This is a genomic window from Streptomyces sp. NBC_01190 (assembly GCF_045039895.1).
In the GTDB taxonomy this organism is placed as follows: Bacteria; Actinomycetota; Actinomycetes; order Streptomycetales; family Streptomycetaceae; genus Actinacidiphila.
Genome location: NZ_CP108580.1, coordinates 2,305,247 through 2,321,701 on the forward strand (window position 1 = coordinate 2,305,247; position 16,455 = coordinate 2,321,701).

Here is a 16,455-nt window from a genome sequence, read left to right on the forward strand (position 1 = left end):
CGGTGCCGTACGACCGTGATGTTAGCCACAGTGGTGAGGTGCAGTCAGTACCGCGTACGGGGGCAATTCACCTGGGCTCTTCGCGCGGGAGGCGCCGGCGCCCGCTGACCGTGCGCCCCGGGCGGGCGGAAACCCGGGGCGGAGCGGGGACAACGGCCGGCGGCGGGGCGCTGATCGGCGCCGGCCGCCGGCCCTGTCGCTCTCGGAAGTGTGGTCAGCGGCCCGCGCGATTGACGGCGGAGACCACGGCCTTCAGTGAGGCGCGGGTGGTGTTGGGGTCGATGCCGATGCCCCACAGCACCCGGCCGTCGATCGCGCACTCGATGTACGAGGCGGCCCGCGCGCTGGCGCCCTCGCTGAGCGTGTGCTCGGTGTAGTCCAGCAGCCGGGCGTCGATCCCCGCCGAGCCCAGCGCGTCGAAGAAGGCCGAGATGGGGCCGTTTCCGGTGCCGCTCAGCGCCGTCTCGACCCCGTCCACCACGGCCTCGACGGTCAGCGCGTCGGTGCCGTCGCTCGATGTGGACGCCTGGGCCGAGCGCAGGGTGATCCGGCCCCAGGGGTTGGCGGGGGTGGGCAGGTACTCGTCCTGGAAGACCGCCCAGATCTCGGCCGGGGTGATCTCGCCGCCCTGGACGTCGGTCCTGGCCTGGATGATCCGGGAGAACTCGATCTGCATCCGGCGCGGCAGGTCCAGCTTGTGCTCGTTCTTCAGCACGTAGGCGATACCGCCCTTGCCGGACTGCGAGTTGACCCGGATGACCGCCTCGTAGGAGCGGCCGACGTCCTTGGGGTCGATGGGCAGGTAGGGCACCGCCCACTCGATGGCGTCCACCGTGGTGCCCTTGGAGGCCGCCTCGGCCTCCATCGCCTCGAAGCCCTTCTTGATGGCGTCCTGGTGGGAGCCGGAGAAGGAGGTGTAGACGAGGTCGCCGGCGTACGGGTGGCGCGGGTGGACCTCCATCTGGTTGCAGTACTCGGCGGTGCGGCGGACCTCGTCGATCTGCGAGAAGTCGATCTGCGGGTCGATGCCCTGGCTGAACAGGTTCATCCCCAGGGTGACCAGGTCGACGTTGCCGGTGCGCTCGCCCTGCCCGAACAGGCAGCCCTCGATCCGGTCCGCGCCGGCCATCAGGGCCAGTTCGGCCGCGGCCACCGCCGTACCGCGGTCGTTGTGCGGGTGCACCGACAGGCACACGAAAGCGCGGCGGGACAGGTTGCGGGACATCCACTCGAAGCGGTCGGCGTGGGTGGAGGGGGCGGAGCGCTCCACGGTGGCGGGCAGGTTGAGGATGATCTCGCGGCCCTCCTCGGGCTGCCAGACGTCCATCACGCCCTCGCAGACCTCCAGCGCGAAGTCCAGCTCGGTGTCGGTGAAGATCTCCGGGCTGTACTGGTAGCCGAAGACCGTCTCATCGCCCAGCAGCTTGTCGGCGTACTCCATCACCAGCCGGGTGCCGTCCACCGCGATCTGCCGGACCTGGTCGCGGGTGCCGCGGAAGACCACCCGGCGGAAGACCGGCGCGGTCGCGTTGTAGAGGTGCACGGTGGCCCGGCGGGCGCCGCGCAGCGACTCCACGGTGCGCTCGATCAGCTCCTCACGGGCCTGCGTCAGCACCGAGATCGTCACATCGTCGGGGATGGCGTCCTGCTCGATGACGGAACGCACGAAGTCGAAGTCGGTCTGCCCTGAGGAGGGGAAGCCGACCTCGATCTCCTTGTAGCCCATCCGGACCAGCAGGTCGAACATCTCCCGCTTGCGGCTGGGCGACATCGGGTCGATCAGGGCCTGGTTGCCGTCGCGCAGGTCGGTGGACAGCCAGCGGGGCGCCTTCGTGACACGGGCATCCGGCCAGGTGCGGTCGGGAATGTCCACCTGCTCGTACCGGCCGTACTTGTGAACCGGCATGGCGGTCGGACGCTGGGTGACGGTCGCGGCCGTGATGGGCGTGGCACGGCCGATACGGTGCTGACTGGTCATGGGGGCTCTGGCTCCTCGGGGGTCCGCTGGGGGCGGCCGACGGCGGCGGGGAAACGCCGAACTCCGCGGGGAGGGGGTCGGCCTACGACTACAGGCCCTCGCCGCGGCGGCTAAGGAGAAGCAGCCCGAAACGCATGATGGACAGACCATAGCCGAGCCGGGCGGGATCGCGCAGCCGGGCGCGGCGTCCTCTCAATATGAGAGATGCGGCGGCCTGTCCATGGCACCTGTCCTGATTAGCTCCTTTTGGTCAATGAAAGGAGAAAACGGTGACAATGCGTGTGAGGGATGCCACATTGCGCGTATGGGAGTCTTCTGCACGATTGTGCCGCCGCATGTGCTCGACCACCTCGCCAGAAACGGGGCGGGGGTGCTCTCCGAGGCCGCCCGCCGCACGCTGGAGCACGACGCCCGGGAGCGGACCAGGCGGCGTCTGACGGCGGCGCTCGGCGCCACCGAGCAGATCGCGGGGAAGGCGCCCGCGCCGGCCGGCGGGGAACCCGAGCGCACCCTTTACGACGCGCGGCACCATGACGCGCTGCCCGGCCGCAAGGTGCGCGCCGAGGGCGCCAAGGCGTCGAAGGACATCGGCGTCAATCGGGCGTACGACGGTCTCGGCGCGACCTTCGAGACGTATCTGAAGGCTTTCCAGCGGTACTCCATCGACGGCCGGGGGCTGCCGCTGACCGCCAGCGTCCACTACCTGCGGGGCTACAACAACGCCTTCTGGAACGGCGAGCAGATGGTGTTCGGCGACGGGGACGGGGAGATCTTCCTCGACTTCACCATCCCGCTGGACGTCATCGGGCACGAGTTGACGCACGGCGTCACCCAGTACACCGCCAACCTCGACTACCACGGGCAGTCCGGCGCGCTCAACGAGTCGGTGTCCGACGTCTTCGGCAGCCTCATCAAGCAGTACACCCTCGGGCAGACCGCCGAGCAGGCCGACTGGCTGATCGGGGCCGGGCTGCTGGCACCGGGCGTCTCGGGGAAGGCGCTGCGCTCCATGAAGGAGCCGGGCACCGCCTACGACGATCCCCGCCTCGGCAAGGACCCCCAGCCCGGCTCCATGGACGGCTACGTCAGGACCTCCGAGGACGAGGGTGGTGTGCACCTCAACTCCGGCATCCCCAACCGGGCCTTCTACCTGCTGGCCGCCGCCCTGGGCGGCAACGCCTGGGAGCGGGCCGGCCGGATCTGGTACGACACCCTCACCGGCGGCGCCCTGCCGGCCAACGCGCAGTTCGCCGAATTCGCCGGGGCCACCGCCGCCGCGGCCACGGCCCGTTACGGTGAGGGCACGGAGGTCGAGGCGGTCACCACCGCCTGGACCACGGTGGGCGTCACGCCCACCGCCGGCCGCACCACCGATCCCGCCGAGCCCGCCCTCCCCCGCCAGCAGCCCGGCCAGACCCAGCAGGCCTGACCTTCCGGGCGGGGCGCCCGCCGAACCCGAGGAGCCGCCGTGCGGATCGAAGTCACCCGTACCGGCGGCTTCGCCGGTATCCGCCGCAACGCCACCGTCGACACCGCCGGCCACCCCGACGGCCCCCACCTCGCCGCCCTGGCCACAGCGGTCCTCGCGTCCTCTTCCCCGTCCCTCACCCCCGCCGCCACCCAGACAATCCACCCCCGCGTCGTCCCGGACGGCTTCAGCTACACCATCACCGCCGGCTCCCGCACCACCCACTGCGCCGACCCCCACCTCACCGACGCCCAACGCGAACTGATCGAAGCGATCCTGGGCGAAGGGGCGTAGGGCTCCGCCGGCCGTGTGCGAGAAGAGCCGGGCGGCGGGTCCGCCCGCTTCCTCGGAGATCCGCCCGGGGCCCCGGGCAGGGCCCCCGGAATTGGTCCGAGCGCTAGGGCGTGTTTTAGAAGTCCCGTCTGTCTCACGGCGCCTGGCACGCACGCTCGCTGCGTTGTCGGGCTCGTCCGAGTAGGCCCACTACGAGGACGACCCTCCGCCTTGCGATCGCACGCACCAGACGCCGTGAGCCCCGCCCTGCGGGCGGACGACGCTACTTCTAAAACACGCCCTAGCTGGTGGCGGGCTGCTCTTCCAGTGAAGGGGTGGGGGCTGCCGGGGTGGGTGAGGTGGGGCGGCGGACCGTGGTGAGGACGAGAAGGGCGCCGACGAGGCCGGCTATGGCGGCGAGGAGGAAGATGCGGTCGAGGCCGGCCGCGTAGGCCGCGTGGACGGTGCCGCCGGTCGAGGTGACATGGCGGAGGCGGGCGGTGAAGACCGCGCCGAAGAGGGCGATGCCCAGGGTCATGCCGAGCTGCCGGAAGGTGTTGACCGCGCCGCCCGCCATGCCGGCCCGGTGCGGCGGTACCGCCTCGATCGCGGCCGAGACGAGCACCGGGGTGGTGAGGCCGACCCCGACCCCGCTGATGGCGAGCCCGGCGAAGAGCGCGGACTGGCCGGAGCCGGCGTGCACGCTGGCCCAGATCAGCAGCGAGCCCACCGCGATGAAGAGCAGACCGCCGCCGATCGGCACCCGGGGGGCGAAGCGGTGCATATGGCGGCCGGCCACCGCCGCGACGACGAAGGCCGTACCGGCCAGCGGCATCAGCGCGAGACCACCGCGGACCGGGCTGAGGTGGAGGATGTTCTGCAGCCACAGCGAGACGAAGACCAGCCCGCTGAAGGCGGCGAGCTGGTAGAGGAGCGCGCCGGTGAGCAGCCCGGCGAAGGAGGGGCGGCGCAGCAGCGCGAGCTCCAGCATCGGGTGGCTGCTGCGGTGTTCGGCGACGACGAAGCCGACCGCGGCCAGTGCGGCGACCACGAAGGCGGAGACGGTGAGGGCGTCACCCCAGCCGTGTTCGCCGCCCCGGATCAGCGCGTAGGTGAGGGCCGCCGCGGCCAGCGTGAAGGCGGCGGCGCCGGGCAGGTCGAGCCGGGCCCCGGACCGGGCGGCGGGGGCGGGCGCGGGCAGCACCCGCAGGGTCAGCGCCACCGCGACCACCGCGATCGGCAGGTTCACCAGGAAGATCGCCTGCCAGCCGAACCCCTCCGTGAGCAGCCCGCCGACGATCGGCCCGGCCGCGGCGGCGGCGCCGTTGACCGCGCCCCACACGCCGAAGGCGACGCCGCGGTCCCGCCCGTGGTAGGTCGCGGAGACCAGCGCCGCCGAGGTGGCGAACATCGCCGCGCCGCCCACCCCCTGCACCGCTCGTGCGGTGATCAGCACCGCCGCGTTGGGCGCCAGCGCGCAGGCGAGCGAGGCGAGCGCGAAGACGGTGAGGCCGAGCGCGTAGAGCCGCCGGTGGCCGAAGAGGTCGGCGAGCGAACCGGTCACCATCAACAGGGCGGCCAGCGCGAGTGCGTAGATGTCGATCACCCACTGGAGCGAGGCGAAGGACGCGTGCAGGTCGTCGGCCATCCGTGGCAGCGCGACGTTCACGATGGTGACGTCGACCAGCAGGATGAAGGCGCCCAGGCATATCGCCACGAGGGGCAGCCATTTGCGCATGGGGTGGACTCCGTTTCGGGGTTCATGGGTGTGGCGGTTCCACCATCCGGCACCGCCCGGCAGATCCCCCAGCCACCCGCCCCCGCGCGGCGGAATCCGACATCTTCTAGCCTGGGGCGATGGAATCCGACATCTCATCGGCTCTGGTCGGCGGACCCGGCGGTACTGGCGGTCCCGGCGGACTCAGCGGCCTCGGCGTTTTCGGTCCGCTCGACCCGCTCGACCGCCGCATCGTGCAGGCGCTCCAGATCGACGGCCGGGCCCCGTTCAGCCGGATCGGCGAGGTGCTGGGCGTCTCCGACCAGACGGTGGCCCGGCGGTACGGCCGGCTGCGTACGGCCGGCGCGCTCCGGGTGCTGGGACTGGTCGACCCGCTGCGGATCGGGCTGACGCCCTGGCTGGTCCGGGTGCGCTGCACCCCCGACGCGGCGGCCTCGGTGGGTGAGGCGCTGGCCCGGCGGACCGACACCCGCTGGGTGGGCCTGATCTCCGGCGGCACCGAGATCTCCTGCCTGGTGCAGGCGGCCGGGCCCGGGCAGGACGACGCGCTGCTGCTGGCGAAGCTGCCGCGGACGCCCCAGGTGGTCCGGGTGACCGCGCACGCGATGCTGCACATCTTCTACGGGCGGGATCTGAGCCCGGTGAGCCGGCTCGGGGCGCTCGACCCGGCCGAGATCCGCGCGCTGACCCCGCCGGACGCGCCGCGCCGGGCCGTGGAGGCCGCCGATCCCTTTCCGCTGGGCGCGGACGACCAGAAGCTGCTGGCGGCGCTGGCCACCGACGGCCGGACCCCCGCGGCCGAACTGGCCGCCGTCGTCGGCTGGTCGCAGACGAGGGTGCGGCGCCGGCTGTCGGAACTGCGGTCGGCCGGCGCGCTCTACTTCGACCTCGACTACGAAACCGGGCCGCGGCCACGGGAGTTGCGGGTCGCGCTGTGGCTCGAGGTGGAGCCGGCCCGGCTCGCCGAGGTGGGCGCCGCGCTCGCCGAGCACCGGAACGTCGCCTTCGCCTGCGCCACCACGGGTACGGCCAACGTCTACGCGGTGATCGACTGCCGCGACCCGGGCGCGCTCTACCGCTATCTCACCGGGCCGGTCGCCGCGCTGCCCGGCATCCGCAGGACCGAGACCGCCCCCTTCCACCGGGTCCTGAAGGGCCCGGGACCCTCCCTCGACCCGGTGCGGCGCACCGCGGCGGCGCCGCGCGGCTGACCGGTCCCGCGCCGCGCCGGTCCGCTCAGAACCCCAGCTTGCGCAACTGCTTGGGGTCGCGCTGCCAGTCCTTCGCCACCTTCACATGCAGGTCGAGGAAGACCGGCGTGCCGAGCAGCGCCTCGATCTGGTGGCGGGACTTGGTGCCGACCTCCTTCAGCCGGGCGCCCTTGGGGCCGATGATGATGCCCTTCTGGCTGGGCCGCTCGATGTAGAGGTTGGCGTGGATGTCGAGCAGCGGCTTGTCGGCCGGGCGCCCCTCGCGCGGGATCATCTCCTCGACCACCACCGCGATGGAGTGCGGGAGTTCGTCGCGAACCCCTTCGAGCGCCGCCTCGCGGATCAGCTCGGCCACCATCACCTGCTCGGGCTCGTCGGTGAGGTCGCCCTCGGCGTAGAGCTGGGGGCCTTCCGGCAGCAGCGGGATCAGCAGATCGGCCAGGAGCGTGACCTGCTCGCCGCCGACGGCCGAGACCGGCACGATCTCGGCCCATTCCAGGCCGAGTTCCCGGCCGATCCGGTCCACCGCGATGAGCTGGGCGGCGAGCTGCTTGGAGTCGACCAGGTCGGTCTTGGTGACGATCGCCACCTTCGGGGTCTTCTTGATGCCGGCCAGCTCGCGCGCGATGTAGGTGTCGCCGGGGCCGAGCTTCTGGTCGGCGGGCAGGCAGAAGCCGATGATGTCGACCTCGGCCCAGGTGGTGCGGACCACGTCGTTGAGCCGCTCGCCGAGCAGGGTGCGGGGTTTGTGCAGGCCGGGGGTGTCGACCAGGATGAGCTGCGCGTCCGGGCGGTGGACGATGCCGCGCACGCTGTGCCGGGTGGTCTGCGGCCGGTTGGAGGTGATCGCCACCTTCTGGCCGACGAGAGCGTTCGTGAGGGTGGACTTGCCGGCGTTGGGGCGGCCGACGAAGCAGGCGAAACCGGACCGGTGGGGAGCCTTGGCGGTGGCGTCCGGGGTCGCGGCGGAAGGGGTACGAGCGCTCATGCTCCCCATTCTCCCCGATGAGGAGAGCGGCCGCGGACGCCGCCTCGGACGCCGGGCCGGCGGCCGCGGACGAGCGGGACGCTCACCAGCGCATTCCAGGGGTGCGACGGCGGCCAGGGCTGCCAGGGACGCCGCGGGGATACGGGGATACCGCCGGACGATCGGGCCCCGGCTCCTGCCCCAGCGGCTCAGGCCCCGGCTGCTCAGGACCCGGCGGCGACCGTCGCGCGTACCTCGCCGTCCGGCCCGGCCAGGATCACCGGGGTGTCCGGGCCGCCGAGGTCGCGTACCGCGGCCAGGTCGGATCCGGCGGGCCGCTCGGCGGCGGTGACCACCACGGCCGCCTCCAGCGAGCCGGCACCGCTGGCCACCGCCATGGCGACGGCGGTCTGGAGCGCGGTGAGCTTCAGCGACTCCAGCGTCACGGACCCGGCCACATAGGTGCGGCCGGTCTCGTCGCGTACGGCGGCGCCCTCGGGGGTGGCGTTGCGGGCGCGGGCCGACCGGGCGAGCGTGATCAGCTTGCGGTCTTCCGGGTCCAGGGGGCTGACGGCCTGCGGCCGCGGTTCGCTCATAGCCGTGATCATAAGGGCCGGGCCAACCCCCGCCCCCGCCCTGCCCGCAGCTTTACGCGTCAGCCGCCATCGTCGACCCGGAGTCCGCCGCCAGCGGCTCCACCAGCACCGCGCCGATCCGGTTCCGCCGCCCCGCCTGCGTCTCGGCGGTCAGCCGCAGCGCGACCGTGTGCCGTTCGCCGGAGCCGTCCTCTGGCAGCGGCACCACCGCCGTCGCGCCCGGGATGGGCACCCGGCCGAGGGCCTTGGCGAGCAGTCCGCCGACCGTCTCCACGTCGTCGTCGTCGAGCGGCACCCCGTACAGCTCGCCGAGGTCGCCGATGTCGAGCCGGGCGGTCACCCGGTAGCGGCCGTCGCCCAGCTCCTCGACCGGCGGGGTCTCCCGGTCGTACTCGTCGGTGATCTCGCCGACGATCTCCTCCAGGATGTCCTCGATGGTGACGATCCCGGCGGTGCCGCCGTACTCGTCGACCACGACCGCGACATGGTTGCGTTCCCGCTGCATCTCCCGCAGCAGATCGCCGGCGTTCTTGGTGTCCGGTACGAAGGCGGCGGGCCGGATCAGCGACGAGACCGGGTCGTTCTCGGCCTCGCGGCTGATGTGCACCCGGCGGGCGAGGTCCTTGAGGTAGACGAAGCCCACCACGTCGTCCTCGCTCTCGCCGGTCACCGGGATCCGGGAGAAGCCGCTTCTGAGCGCCAGCGTCATCGCCTGACGGACCGTCTTGAACCGCTCGATCATGACCAGATCGGTGCGCGGCACCATCACCTCGCGGACGATGGTGTCGCCGAGCTCGAAGACCGAGTGCACCATACGGCGCTCGTCGTCCTCGATCAGCGACTCCGACTCGGCGAGGTCCACCATCGCCCGCAGCTCCGCCTCACTGGCGAACGGGCCGCGTCTGAAGCCCTTTCCGGGGGTCAGCGCGTTGCCGAGCAGGATCAGCAGCCCGGGGATCGGGCCCATCACCCGGGCCAGCGGCAGCAGCACGTAGGAGGCGACCGTCGCGGTGTTGAGCGGGTGCTGGCGGCCGATGGTGCGCGGCGAGACGCCGATGGCCACGTACGACACCAGCACCATCACGCCGATCGCCACCAGCAGCACCTGCCAGGTGGCGTCGAAGTTCCGGTCGCTGACGACGGTGATGAGCACGGCCGCGGCGGTCTCGGCGGCGACCCTGACCAGCAGCGCCACATTGAGGTAGCGCGTGGTGTCGGAGGCGACGGCGAGCAGCTTGGCGGCACCCCGGCGGCCGGAGCGCAGCGCGTCCTCGGCGCGGAACCGGGAGACGCGGGCGAGGGCGGTCTCGGCGCAGGCGGCCAGCCAGGCGACGATGACCAGCAGAACAGCGGAGACGATCATGGTCTGGGGTGCCGTCGCCCGTCAGTGGGTGGTGGGGGCGGGTGACTCGCCCTCGATGCCGCGCTCGGCCCGCCAGTCGTCCAGGATCGTCTTCTGCAGACCGAACATCTCGGCCTTCTCGTCCGCCTCCCCGTGGTCGTAACCGAGCAGGTGGAGGACGCCGTGGACGGTGAGCAGGTGCAGCTCCTCGTCCATGGAGTGCTTGGTCGGCGCCTCCTCCCCCTGCTTCTTGGCGACCTCCGGGCAGAGCACGATGTCGCCGAGCAGCCCCTGGGCGGGCTCCTCGTCCTCCTTGCCGGGACGCAGTTCGTCCATCGGGAAGGACATGACGTCGGTGGGCCCCGGCAGGTCCATCCACTGGAGGTGAAGCTGCTCCATCGCCGCGGCGTCCACCACGATCACCGAGAGTTCGGAGAGCGGGTGGATGCGCATGCGCTGGAGGGCGTAGCGGGCGGCGTCGAGGACCGCCTGCTCGTCGATGTCCCAGCCGGACTCGTTGTTGACGTCGATCGCCATGATGGTTTTCGTCGGTTACTTTCTCTTGGGCCTGGAGCCGCTGCCGCCGCCGGCGGCCGCGTCCGCCGCGGTCTGGGCGGTGTCGTAGGCCTCGTAGGCGTCCACGATGCGTCCGACCAGCTTATGCCGCACCACGTCGGTGCTGGTGAGCCGGGAGAAGTGGACGTCCTCGACGTCGGCCAGGATGTCCTGGACCTGCCGCAGGCCGCTCTTGGTGCCGTTCGGCAGGTCGACCTGGGTGACGTCGCCGGTGATGACGATCTTGGACTCGAAGCCGAGCCGGGTCAGGAACATCTTCATCTGCTCGGCGCTGGTGTTCTGCGCCTCGTCCAGGATGATGAAGGCGTCGTTGAGGGTACGGCCGCGCATGTACGCCAGCGGCGCCACCTCTATGGTGCCGGCCGCCATCAGCCGCGGGATCGAGTCCGGGTCCAGCATGTCGTGCAGCGCGTCGTAGAGGGGCCGCAGATAGGGGTCGATCTTCTCGTAGAGCGTGCCGGGCAGGAAGCCGAGCCGCTCGCCCGCCTCGACCGCGGGGCGGGTCAGGATGATCCGGTTGACCTGCTTGGCCTGGAGCGCCTGCACCGCCTTGGCCATCGCCAGATAGGTCTTGCCGGTGCCGGCCGGGCCGATACCGAAGACGATGGTGTGCTTGTCGATCGCGTCGACGTACCGCTTCTGGTTGAGCGTCTTGGGCCGGATGGTGCGGCCGCGGCTGGACACGATGCTCTGGGTGAGCACCTGGGCCGGGGTCTCCGCGCCGCCCTCGACGCCCGCGGTGCCGCCTGCCCGCAGCATGGCGATGGAGCGCTCCACGGCGTCCTCGGTCATCGGCTGACCCGTGCGCAGGACCAGCATCATCTCGTCGAAGAGCCGCTGGACGAGGGCCACGTCCTCGGCCTCGCCGACGGCGCTGATCTCGTTGCCGCGTACATGGATGTCCACGCTGGGGAACGCCCGCTCGATCACGCGCAGAAGAGCGTCACCCGAGCCAAGGACGGTCACCATGGGGTGCTTGGCCGGTACGACGAAGTGGGCGCGCGCCTGCCGCGGCGGCTGCTGCTGCTTGGTCGGTGTCTGAGTCATGGGCCGGCGCTAGGGCCTGCTCATCCCGCTTTCTGCTGATCGATGGGCCCGGAAACCCCCGGGGTTCCAAGGGTACGACGTGGGGCGCCGCCCGCCGAGGGGAATTAGGCCTTGCGCGTAACGGCCCGGGAAAGCCATGGCCCGGGCCGTTACGCGCAAGGCCTCACGCCGGGCGGAAGCCGATGGTGGGCACCGCCCGCCGCAGCGGCCAGGGGCGGGTGCCGGCCGGCAGCAGGGCGTCGAGGAAGCCGTAGCGGCAGAGCGCCTCGCGGTCGCCGACGGCCTGCCCCGCGAACGCCTTCACCTGCTCCCACCAGCCGGCGATCTCGATCCAGCCGGGCGCGGAGAGCGAACCGCCGAACTCCTGCACCGACAGGGCCGCGCACAGCGAGGCGAAGGCGAGCCGGTCGGCGAGCGGCCAGCCGGCCAGCGTGCCGGTGACGAAGCCGGCCACGAAGACATCGCCCGCGCCGGTCGGGTCGAGCGCCTCCACCAGCAGCGCCGGCACTTCGGCGGTCTCACCGGACGCCGAGTCCACCGCGCAGGCGCCGTCCGCGCCGAGGGTGACGACGGCCAGCGGTACGCGTTCGGCCAGCTTCCGGCAGGCCTCGCGGGGGGTGGCGGCGCGGGTGTAGCGCATCGCCTCCTCGGCGTTCGGCAGAAAGGCGGCGCAGTGCCGCAGCCCGTCCAGGTCGGCCGGATCCCAGCGGCCCGTCTCGTCCCAGCCGACGTCGGCGAAGATCTGGGTGCCGGAGGCGGCGGCGCCGGCGATCCAGTCCAGCTCGGGGGCGCTGTGCCGGCCCGCGGGGTCGTCGAGGCGGTGCCCGAGCGAGGCGACCGCGGCCCGGGCCGGCGGCGGGCAGGCGGGCACCGCCTCCTCGGGCGGCGGCGCCTGGTGGCCGTGGCTGACCATGGTGCGCTCGCCCTCGTAGGCCATCGAGACGGTGACCGGCGAGTGCCAGCCGGGGATCCGGCGCGACGGCGTCAGGTCGATCCCCTCGCCGTCCTCCAGGCTGTCCCAGCAGTAGTCGCCGTACATGTCGTCCCCGAAGGCCGCGGCGAGCGTGGTGCGCAGCCCGAGCCGGGCCAGCGCGGTCGCCATGTTCGCGATACCGCCGGGGCTCGAACCCATCCCCCGGGCCCATGACTCGGTGCCGCGCACCGGTGCGCTGTCCAGGCCGGTGAAGATGATGTCGAGGAACACGGTGCCGGTCAGATACACGTCGGTCGCCGGGTCCCCCGGTGCGCGCAGGGCACCGAGCGGGTCGAGAACGGGGTGGTCGTCCATGATTCACACTGTGCCCGAAGACGGGGCGGGCGCGTAGGACCATTGCGGAGGCCGCCGGGCAGGACGGGCGCAGGGAGGAAGACCATCCGATGAGGCTGACGATTCTGGGCGGCGGCGGTTTCCGGGTGCCGCTGGTCCACCGCGCGCTGCTGGGCGACCCGCTGGTGACCGAGCTGGTGCTGCACGACACGGACCCGCGGCGGCTGCGGGTGGTGGGCGCGGTGCTGGCCGCGCAGCGGGCGGCCTGGGAGCGGGAAGCGGCAGCGGGGACGGCCGCCGGATCGGCGGGCGGACCGGCGGGTGCGTCGGCGGGTGCCCCGGCGCTGCGGCTCACCGGTGATCTGGACGACGCCTTGCGCGGCGCCGACTTCGTCTTCTCGGCGATGCGGGTCGGCGGCACGGCCGGCCGGGTCGGTGACGAGCGGACGCCGCTGGCCCAGGGGGTGCTGGGCCAGGAGACCGTCGGCGCGGGCGGGGTGCTCTACGGGCTGCGGACGGTGCCGGTCGCGCTCGCGGTGGCCGAACGGGTCCGCGCGGTCGCGCCCGACGCCTGGGTGATCAACTTCACCAACCCGGCGGGCCTGGTGACCGAGGCGATGGCCCGGGTGCTCGGTCCGCGGGTGATCGGGATCTGCGACTCGCCGGTGGGCCTGGTCCGGCGGGCGGCGCGGGCGGCCGGCGCCGATCCGGACGCACCGGGGTTCGGCTACGACTACGTGGGGCTCAACCACCTCGGCTGGCTGCGGCGGCTCACCTCCGACGGCCGGGACCTGCTGCCGGGCCTGCTCGCCGATCCGGCGGCGCTGGCCGGGTTCGAGGAGGGGCGGCTCTTCGGCGCCGAGTGGCTGGCGGCCCTCGGCTCGCTGCCCAACGAGTATCTGCACTACTACTACTTCCGCCGGGAGGCCCTGGCGGCGGTCCGTTCGGCCCCGGCCACCCGCGGGGAGTTCCTCGACCGGCAGCAGTCCGCCTTCTTCGCGGCGGCCGAGGCGGCGCCCGCCGACGCCTACCGGCTGTGGGAGGGGACCAGACGGGAGCGCGAGGAGACGTACATGGCGGAGAACCGGGCGGCCACCGGCGGCTGGGAGCGTGATCAGCGCGATCTGGACGGCGGCGGCTACGACCGGGTGGCCCTGGCGCTGATGCGGGCCGTGGCCCGGGACGAGCGGACGGTGCTGATCCTCAACGTGCCGGGCGGCGGGGCGGTTTCCCTCCTCGACCCGGCGGCGGTGGTCGAAGTGCCGTGCGAGGTGGGCGCCTTCGGGGCCAGGCCGCTGCCGGTGGCACCGCCGGACGAGCATCAGGCCGGGCTGATGCTGACCCTCAAGGCGGTCGAGCGGGCCACCATCGAGGCGGCCACCACCGGCTCGCGGCGCGCCGCCCTGCGGGCCCTCGCGCTGCACCCCCTGGTCGACTCGCCGACCGTCGCGGACCGGATCCTGACCGCGGCCCGTTGGTGAACACTCGCTGAACTGGGGCTTAACACAAGAGAAATGACCCGTCGCCGCATCCCGGCCGACCACGCGCGTAGATCATCCTTGACCTGCTCGGAAGCGGGGGTCTAGATTCCGCCGCACCAACGAGCCTTCAAGGAGCACCGCCATGCCCCGTGCCCGTCTCTCCTCCCGCCGCGCCCTGGCGCTGGCCGCCGCCGCGGTCACCCTCGGCGTCACCTTCTACGGCGTGGGCGCCGCCGGCGCGGACAACTCCGTCCCGCGCAGCGACAAGGAGATCCCCAACCTCACCAATGTCGTCAGCGAGATCAAGGCGTACTACGGCGACACGGTCGACGCCTCGGGTGAGCACCAGGCGTCGGCCGGCGGCAACTACGCCCGGCAGGTGGCCGGGATCGAGGCCAAGGCCACCGCGTATCTCGCGCACACCGTGCACGGGCACGCCGGAAGCGGCGGCCACGGCAAGAAGCCGGCGATCGTCCTCGACGTGGACGACACCAGTCTGCTCACGTACAACTACGAGCTGGAGGTGGGCTTCAACTACACGCCGGCCAGCAACCAGGCCTACCTGGACACCAAGAACATGCCGGCGGTCTTCGGTATGGACACCCTCGCCAACTGGGCCTCGGCGCACGGCATAACGGTCTTCTGGATCACCGGCCGCGGCGAGTCGCAGCGCGCCGACACCGTACGCAACCTCAGCGCGGTCGGCTACCAGGCAACTCCGGACACCGCCCACCTCTACCTGAAGAACACCGCCACGCCGCCCGCCTACCTGGCCTGCGGCGCCACCTGCACCACCATCGAGTACAAGTCGGGGACCCGGGCGCACATCGAGTCCCTCGGGTACGACATCGTGGGCAACTTCGGCGACCAGTACAGCGACCTGTCCGGCGGTTACGCCGACAAGTCCTTCAAGCTGCCGAACCCGATGTACTACCTGCCCTGATCTGCCCTGATCCGCCCTGATCCCCGCGGCCTCGACGGCGGCACCTTCGCGCGTTGCGGCGGCGAAGGTGCCGGCCGTCAGCGGCGTTTGGGGACCGGGATCCGCATCAGGTCCTCGGCGACGGTGAGTTCGGCGGTGAAGCCGGCCGCGCGGGCCTGCTCGGCGAAGGGGGCGGGGTCGGTGTAGCGCTGGGAGAAGTGGGTCAGCACGAGGTGGCGCACGCCCGCGTCCCTGGCCACCGTCGCGGCCTGGCCGGCCGTCAGATGCCCGTAGTCGGTGGCCAGGGCGAGGTCCTCGTCCAGGAAGGTCGACTCGATGACCAGCAGATCGCACCCTTCGGCCAGGGCGGGGACGGCCGGGCAGAGCCGGGTGTCCATGATGAACGCGAAGCTCTGCCCGGGGCGCGCCTCGCTGACCTCGGCCACGTCGACCCCGTCCAGGCTCCCTTCGCGCTGGAGGCGGCCGATGTCCGGGCCGGTGATGCCGTGCGCGGCGAGCCGCTCCGGGAGCAGCCGGCGGCCGTCGGGTTCGTCCAGCCGGTAGCCGTAGGACTCGACGGGGTGCGAGAGCAGGGCGGCGGACAGGGTGAGGTGCGCGGTGGCGGCGAGCGGTCCGTCGCCGCTGACGGGTGCCTCGCGCAGGTCCGCCGTCTCGTGGTAGGCGGTGGCGTGCCGGAGCCGGTCGAAGAAGTGCTGCCCGCTCGCCGGGTAGTGGGCGGTCACCGGGTGCGGCACCCGGTCGAGGTTGATCCGCTGGATCACCCCGGCCAGCCCCAGCGAGTGGTCCCCGTGGAAATGGGTGACACAGATCCGGGTCAGGTCGTGCGCGGACACCCCGGCACACAGCATCTGGCGCTGGCTGCCCTCACCGGGGTCGAAGAGGATGCCCTCGCTGTCCCAGCGCAGCACATAACCGTTCTGGTTCCGCTGCCGGGTCGGCACCTGGCTGGCGGTACCGAGGACGACCAGTTCCCGCACGAGCCGCTCCCACGAAGTGTCCGGTGACGTCCTACGCCCGCGCCGCGCGGCTCAGGCGACCAGCCGCCGGAGGTCCTGGCCGCCGAGTACATGGGCGTGCGCGTGGAAGACGGTCTGACCCGCGCCCGGGCCGGAGTTGAAGATGATCCGGTAACCGGATTCGTTCACCTGCTCCTGCGAGGCGACCTTCCCGGCCTCCCGCAGCACGTCGGCCGCCGCGCCCGGGTCGCCGGCGGCGAGCGAGGCGGCGTCCGGGTAGTGGACGCGCGGGATGACCAGGACATGGGTGGGCGCCTGCGGGTTTATGTCCCGGAAGGCGAGGGTCGTGTCGGTCTCCCGGACAATGGTCGCCGGGATCTCCCCGGCGACGATCTTGCAGAACAGGCAGTCGGCCTGCGGTTCTCCCGCCATGGCGACGGCTCCCTTCCTTGGCTTCCCTGGCTTCCCTGGCTTCGACGAGTTCGCTTGCTTCACCAGCTTCGCCGACCTGACCGGCTTGGCCGGCTTCGCCGACCTGACCGGCATCACCGACGCCTCCGGCCCCGGCCGGATGGTCCGGCCGGGCCGGCTTCGCCGCGACGATCAAGCCTT

15 protein-coding genes are annotated in these 16,455 nt (G+C 72.2%); 5 read left to right on the plus strand and 10 right to left on the minus strand.

The window, feature by feature from the left end; genetic code table 11:
• Positions 1-214: 214 nt before the first annotated feature.
• The gene (gene leuA, locus OG519_RS09710) at positions 215-1,978 is read right to left on the minus strand and encodes a 2-isopropylmalate synthase (protein ID WP_405581312.1); all 1,764 of its coding nucleotides are present in this window, start codon (positions 1,976-1,978) and stop codon (positions 215-217) included.
• Between the two features lie 304 nt (positions 1,979-2,282).
• Between leuA and OG519_RS09715 the strand changes: the two genes are divergently transcribed.
• Together OG519_RS09715 and OG519_RS09720 are read left to right on the plus strand one after the other, a co-directional pair.
• The gene (locus OG519_RS09715) at positions 2,283-3,407 is read left to right on the plus strand and encodes a M4 family metallopeptidase (RefSeq protein ID WP_405581315.1); all 1,125 of its coding nucleotides are present in this window, start codon (positions 2,283-2,285) and stop codon (positions 3,405-3,407) included.
• A gap of 39 nt (positions 3,408-3,446) precedes the next feature.
• Complete coding sequence (locus OG519_RS09720; RefSeq protein WP_405581318.1) at positions 3,447-3,740, plus strand: protealysin inhibitor emfourin; 294 nt, start codon at positions 3,447-3,449, stop codon at positions 3,738-3,740.
• Between the two features lie 280 nt (positions 3,741-4,020).
• On the opposite strand, the gene OG519_RS09725 is transcribed toward OG519_RS09720, so the two are convergent.
• Entirely contained in the window at positions 4,021-5,457 is a 1,437-nt protein-coding gene (locus OG519_RS09725) for an MFS transporter (RefSeq protein ID WP_405581321.1), read from the minus strand.
• A 119-nt stretch (positions 5,458-5,576) separates the two neighbouring features.
• Here OG519_RS09725 and OG519_RS09730 point away from each other — a divergent pair, with 119 nt between their 5' ends.
• Positions 5,577-6,668, plus strand: coding sequence for an Lrp/AsnC family transcriptional regulator (locus OG519_RS09730; RefSeq protein ID WP_405581324.1), 1,092 nt, complete (start codon positions 5,577-5,579; stop codon positions 6,666-6,668).
• 25 nt (positions 6,669-6,693) lie between these two features.
• On the opposite strand, the gene era is transcribed toward OG519_RS09730, so the two are convergent.
• From era to OG519_RS09760, 6 genes are all read right to left on the minus strand, one after another.
• On the minus strand, positions 6,694-7,665 hold the full coding sequence (era, locus tag OG519_RS09735; RefSeq protein WP_405581327.1) for a GTPase Era: 972 nt from the start codon (positions 7,663-7,665) through the stop codon (positions 6,694-6,696).
• 194 nt (positions 7,666-7,859) lie between these two features.
• A complete protein-coding gene (locus tag OG519_RS09740) occupies positions 7,860-8,243 on the minus strand; it encodes a cytidine deaminase (protein WP_405581330.1) in 384 nt (127 codons plus the stop codon).
• A 40-nt stretch (positions 8,244-8,283) separates the two neighbouring features.
• A complete protein-coding gene (locus OG519_RS09745) occupies positions 8,284-9,594 on the minus strand; it encodes a hemolysin family protein (protein WP_405581332.1) in 1,311 nt (436 codons plus the stop codon).
• A gap of 21 nt (positions 9,595-9,615) precedes the next feature.
• The gene (gene ybeY / locus OG519_RS09750; RefSeq protein WP_405581335.1) at positions 9,616-10,110 is read right to left on the minus strand and encodes an rRNA maturation RNase YbeY; all 495 of its coding nucleotides are present in this window, start codon (positions 10,108-10,110) and stop codon (positions 9,616-9,618) included.
• Positions 10,111-10,125: 15 nt separating this feature from the next.
• Positions 10,126-11,196, minus strand: a complete 1,071-nt coding sequence (locus OG519_RS09755) for a PhoH family protein (protein ID WP_405581336.1) — start codon at positions 11,194-11,196, stop codon at positions 10,126-10,128.
• Positions 11,197-11,359: 163 nt separating this feature from the next.
• Positions 11,360-12,484, minus strand: coding sequence for a carbohydrate kinase family protein (locus tag OG519_RS09760; protein ID WP_405581338.1), 1,125 nt, complete (start codon positions 12,482-12,484; stop codon positions 11,360-11,362).
• An 89-nt stretch (positions 12,485-12,573) separates the two neighbouring features.
• Here OG519_RS09760 and OG519_RS09765 point away from each other — a divergent pair, with 89 nt between their 5' ends.
• Both OG519_RS09765 and OG519_RS09770 read left to right on the plus strand, forming a co-directional pair.
• Entirely contained in the window at positions 12,574-13,944 is a 1,371-nt protein-coding gene (locus OG519_RS09765; RefSeq protein WP_405581340.1) for a 6-phospho-beta-glucosidase, read from the plus strand.
• Positions 13,945-14,086: 142 nt separating this feature from the next.
• On the plus strand, positions 14,087-14,887 hold the full coding sequence (locus OG519_RS09770; RefSeq protein WP_405581343.1) for an HAD family acid phosphatase: 801 nt from the start codon (positions 14,087-14,089) through the stop codon (positions 14,885-14,887).
• A gap of 77 nt (positions 14,888-14,964) precedes the next feature.
• Here OG519_RS09770 and OG519_RS09775 read toward each other — a convergent pair whose 3' ends face one another.
• Complete coding sequence (locus OG519_RS09775; RefSeq protein ID WP_405581346.1) at positions 14,965-15,864, minus strand: ribonuclease Z; 900 nt, start codon at positions 15,862-15,864, stop codon at positions 14,965-14,967.
• Between the two features lie 51 nt (positions 15,865-15,915).
• On the minus strand, positions 15,916-16,275 hold the full coding sequence (locus OG519_RS09780) for a histidine triad nucleotide-binding protein (protein ID WP_405581348.1): 360 nt from the start codon (positions 16,273-16,275) through the stop codon (positions 15,916-15,918).
• Positions 16,276-16,455: the final 180 nt, after the last annotated feature.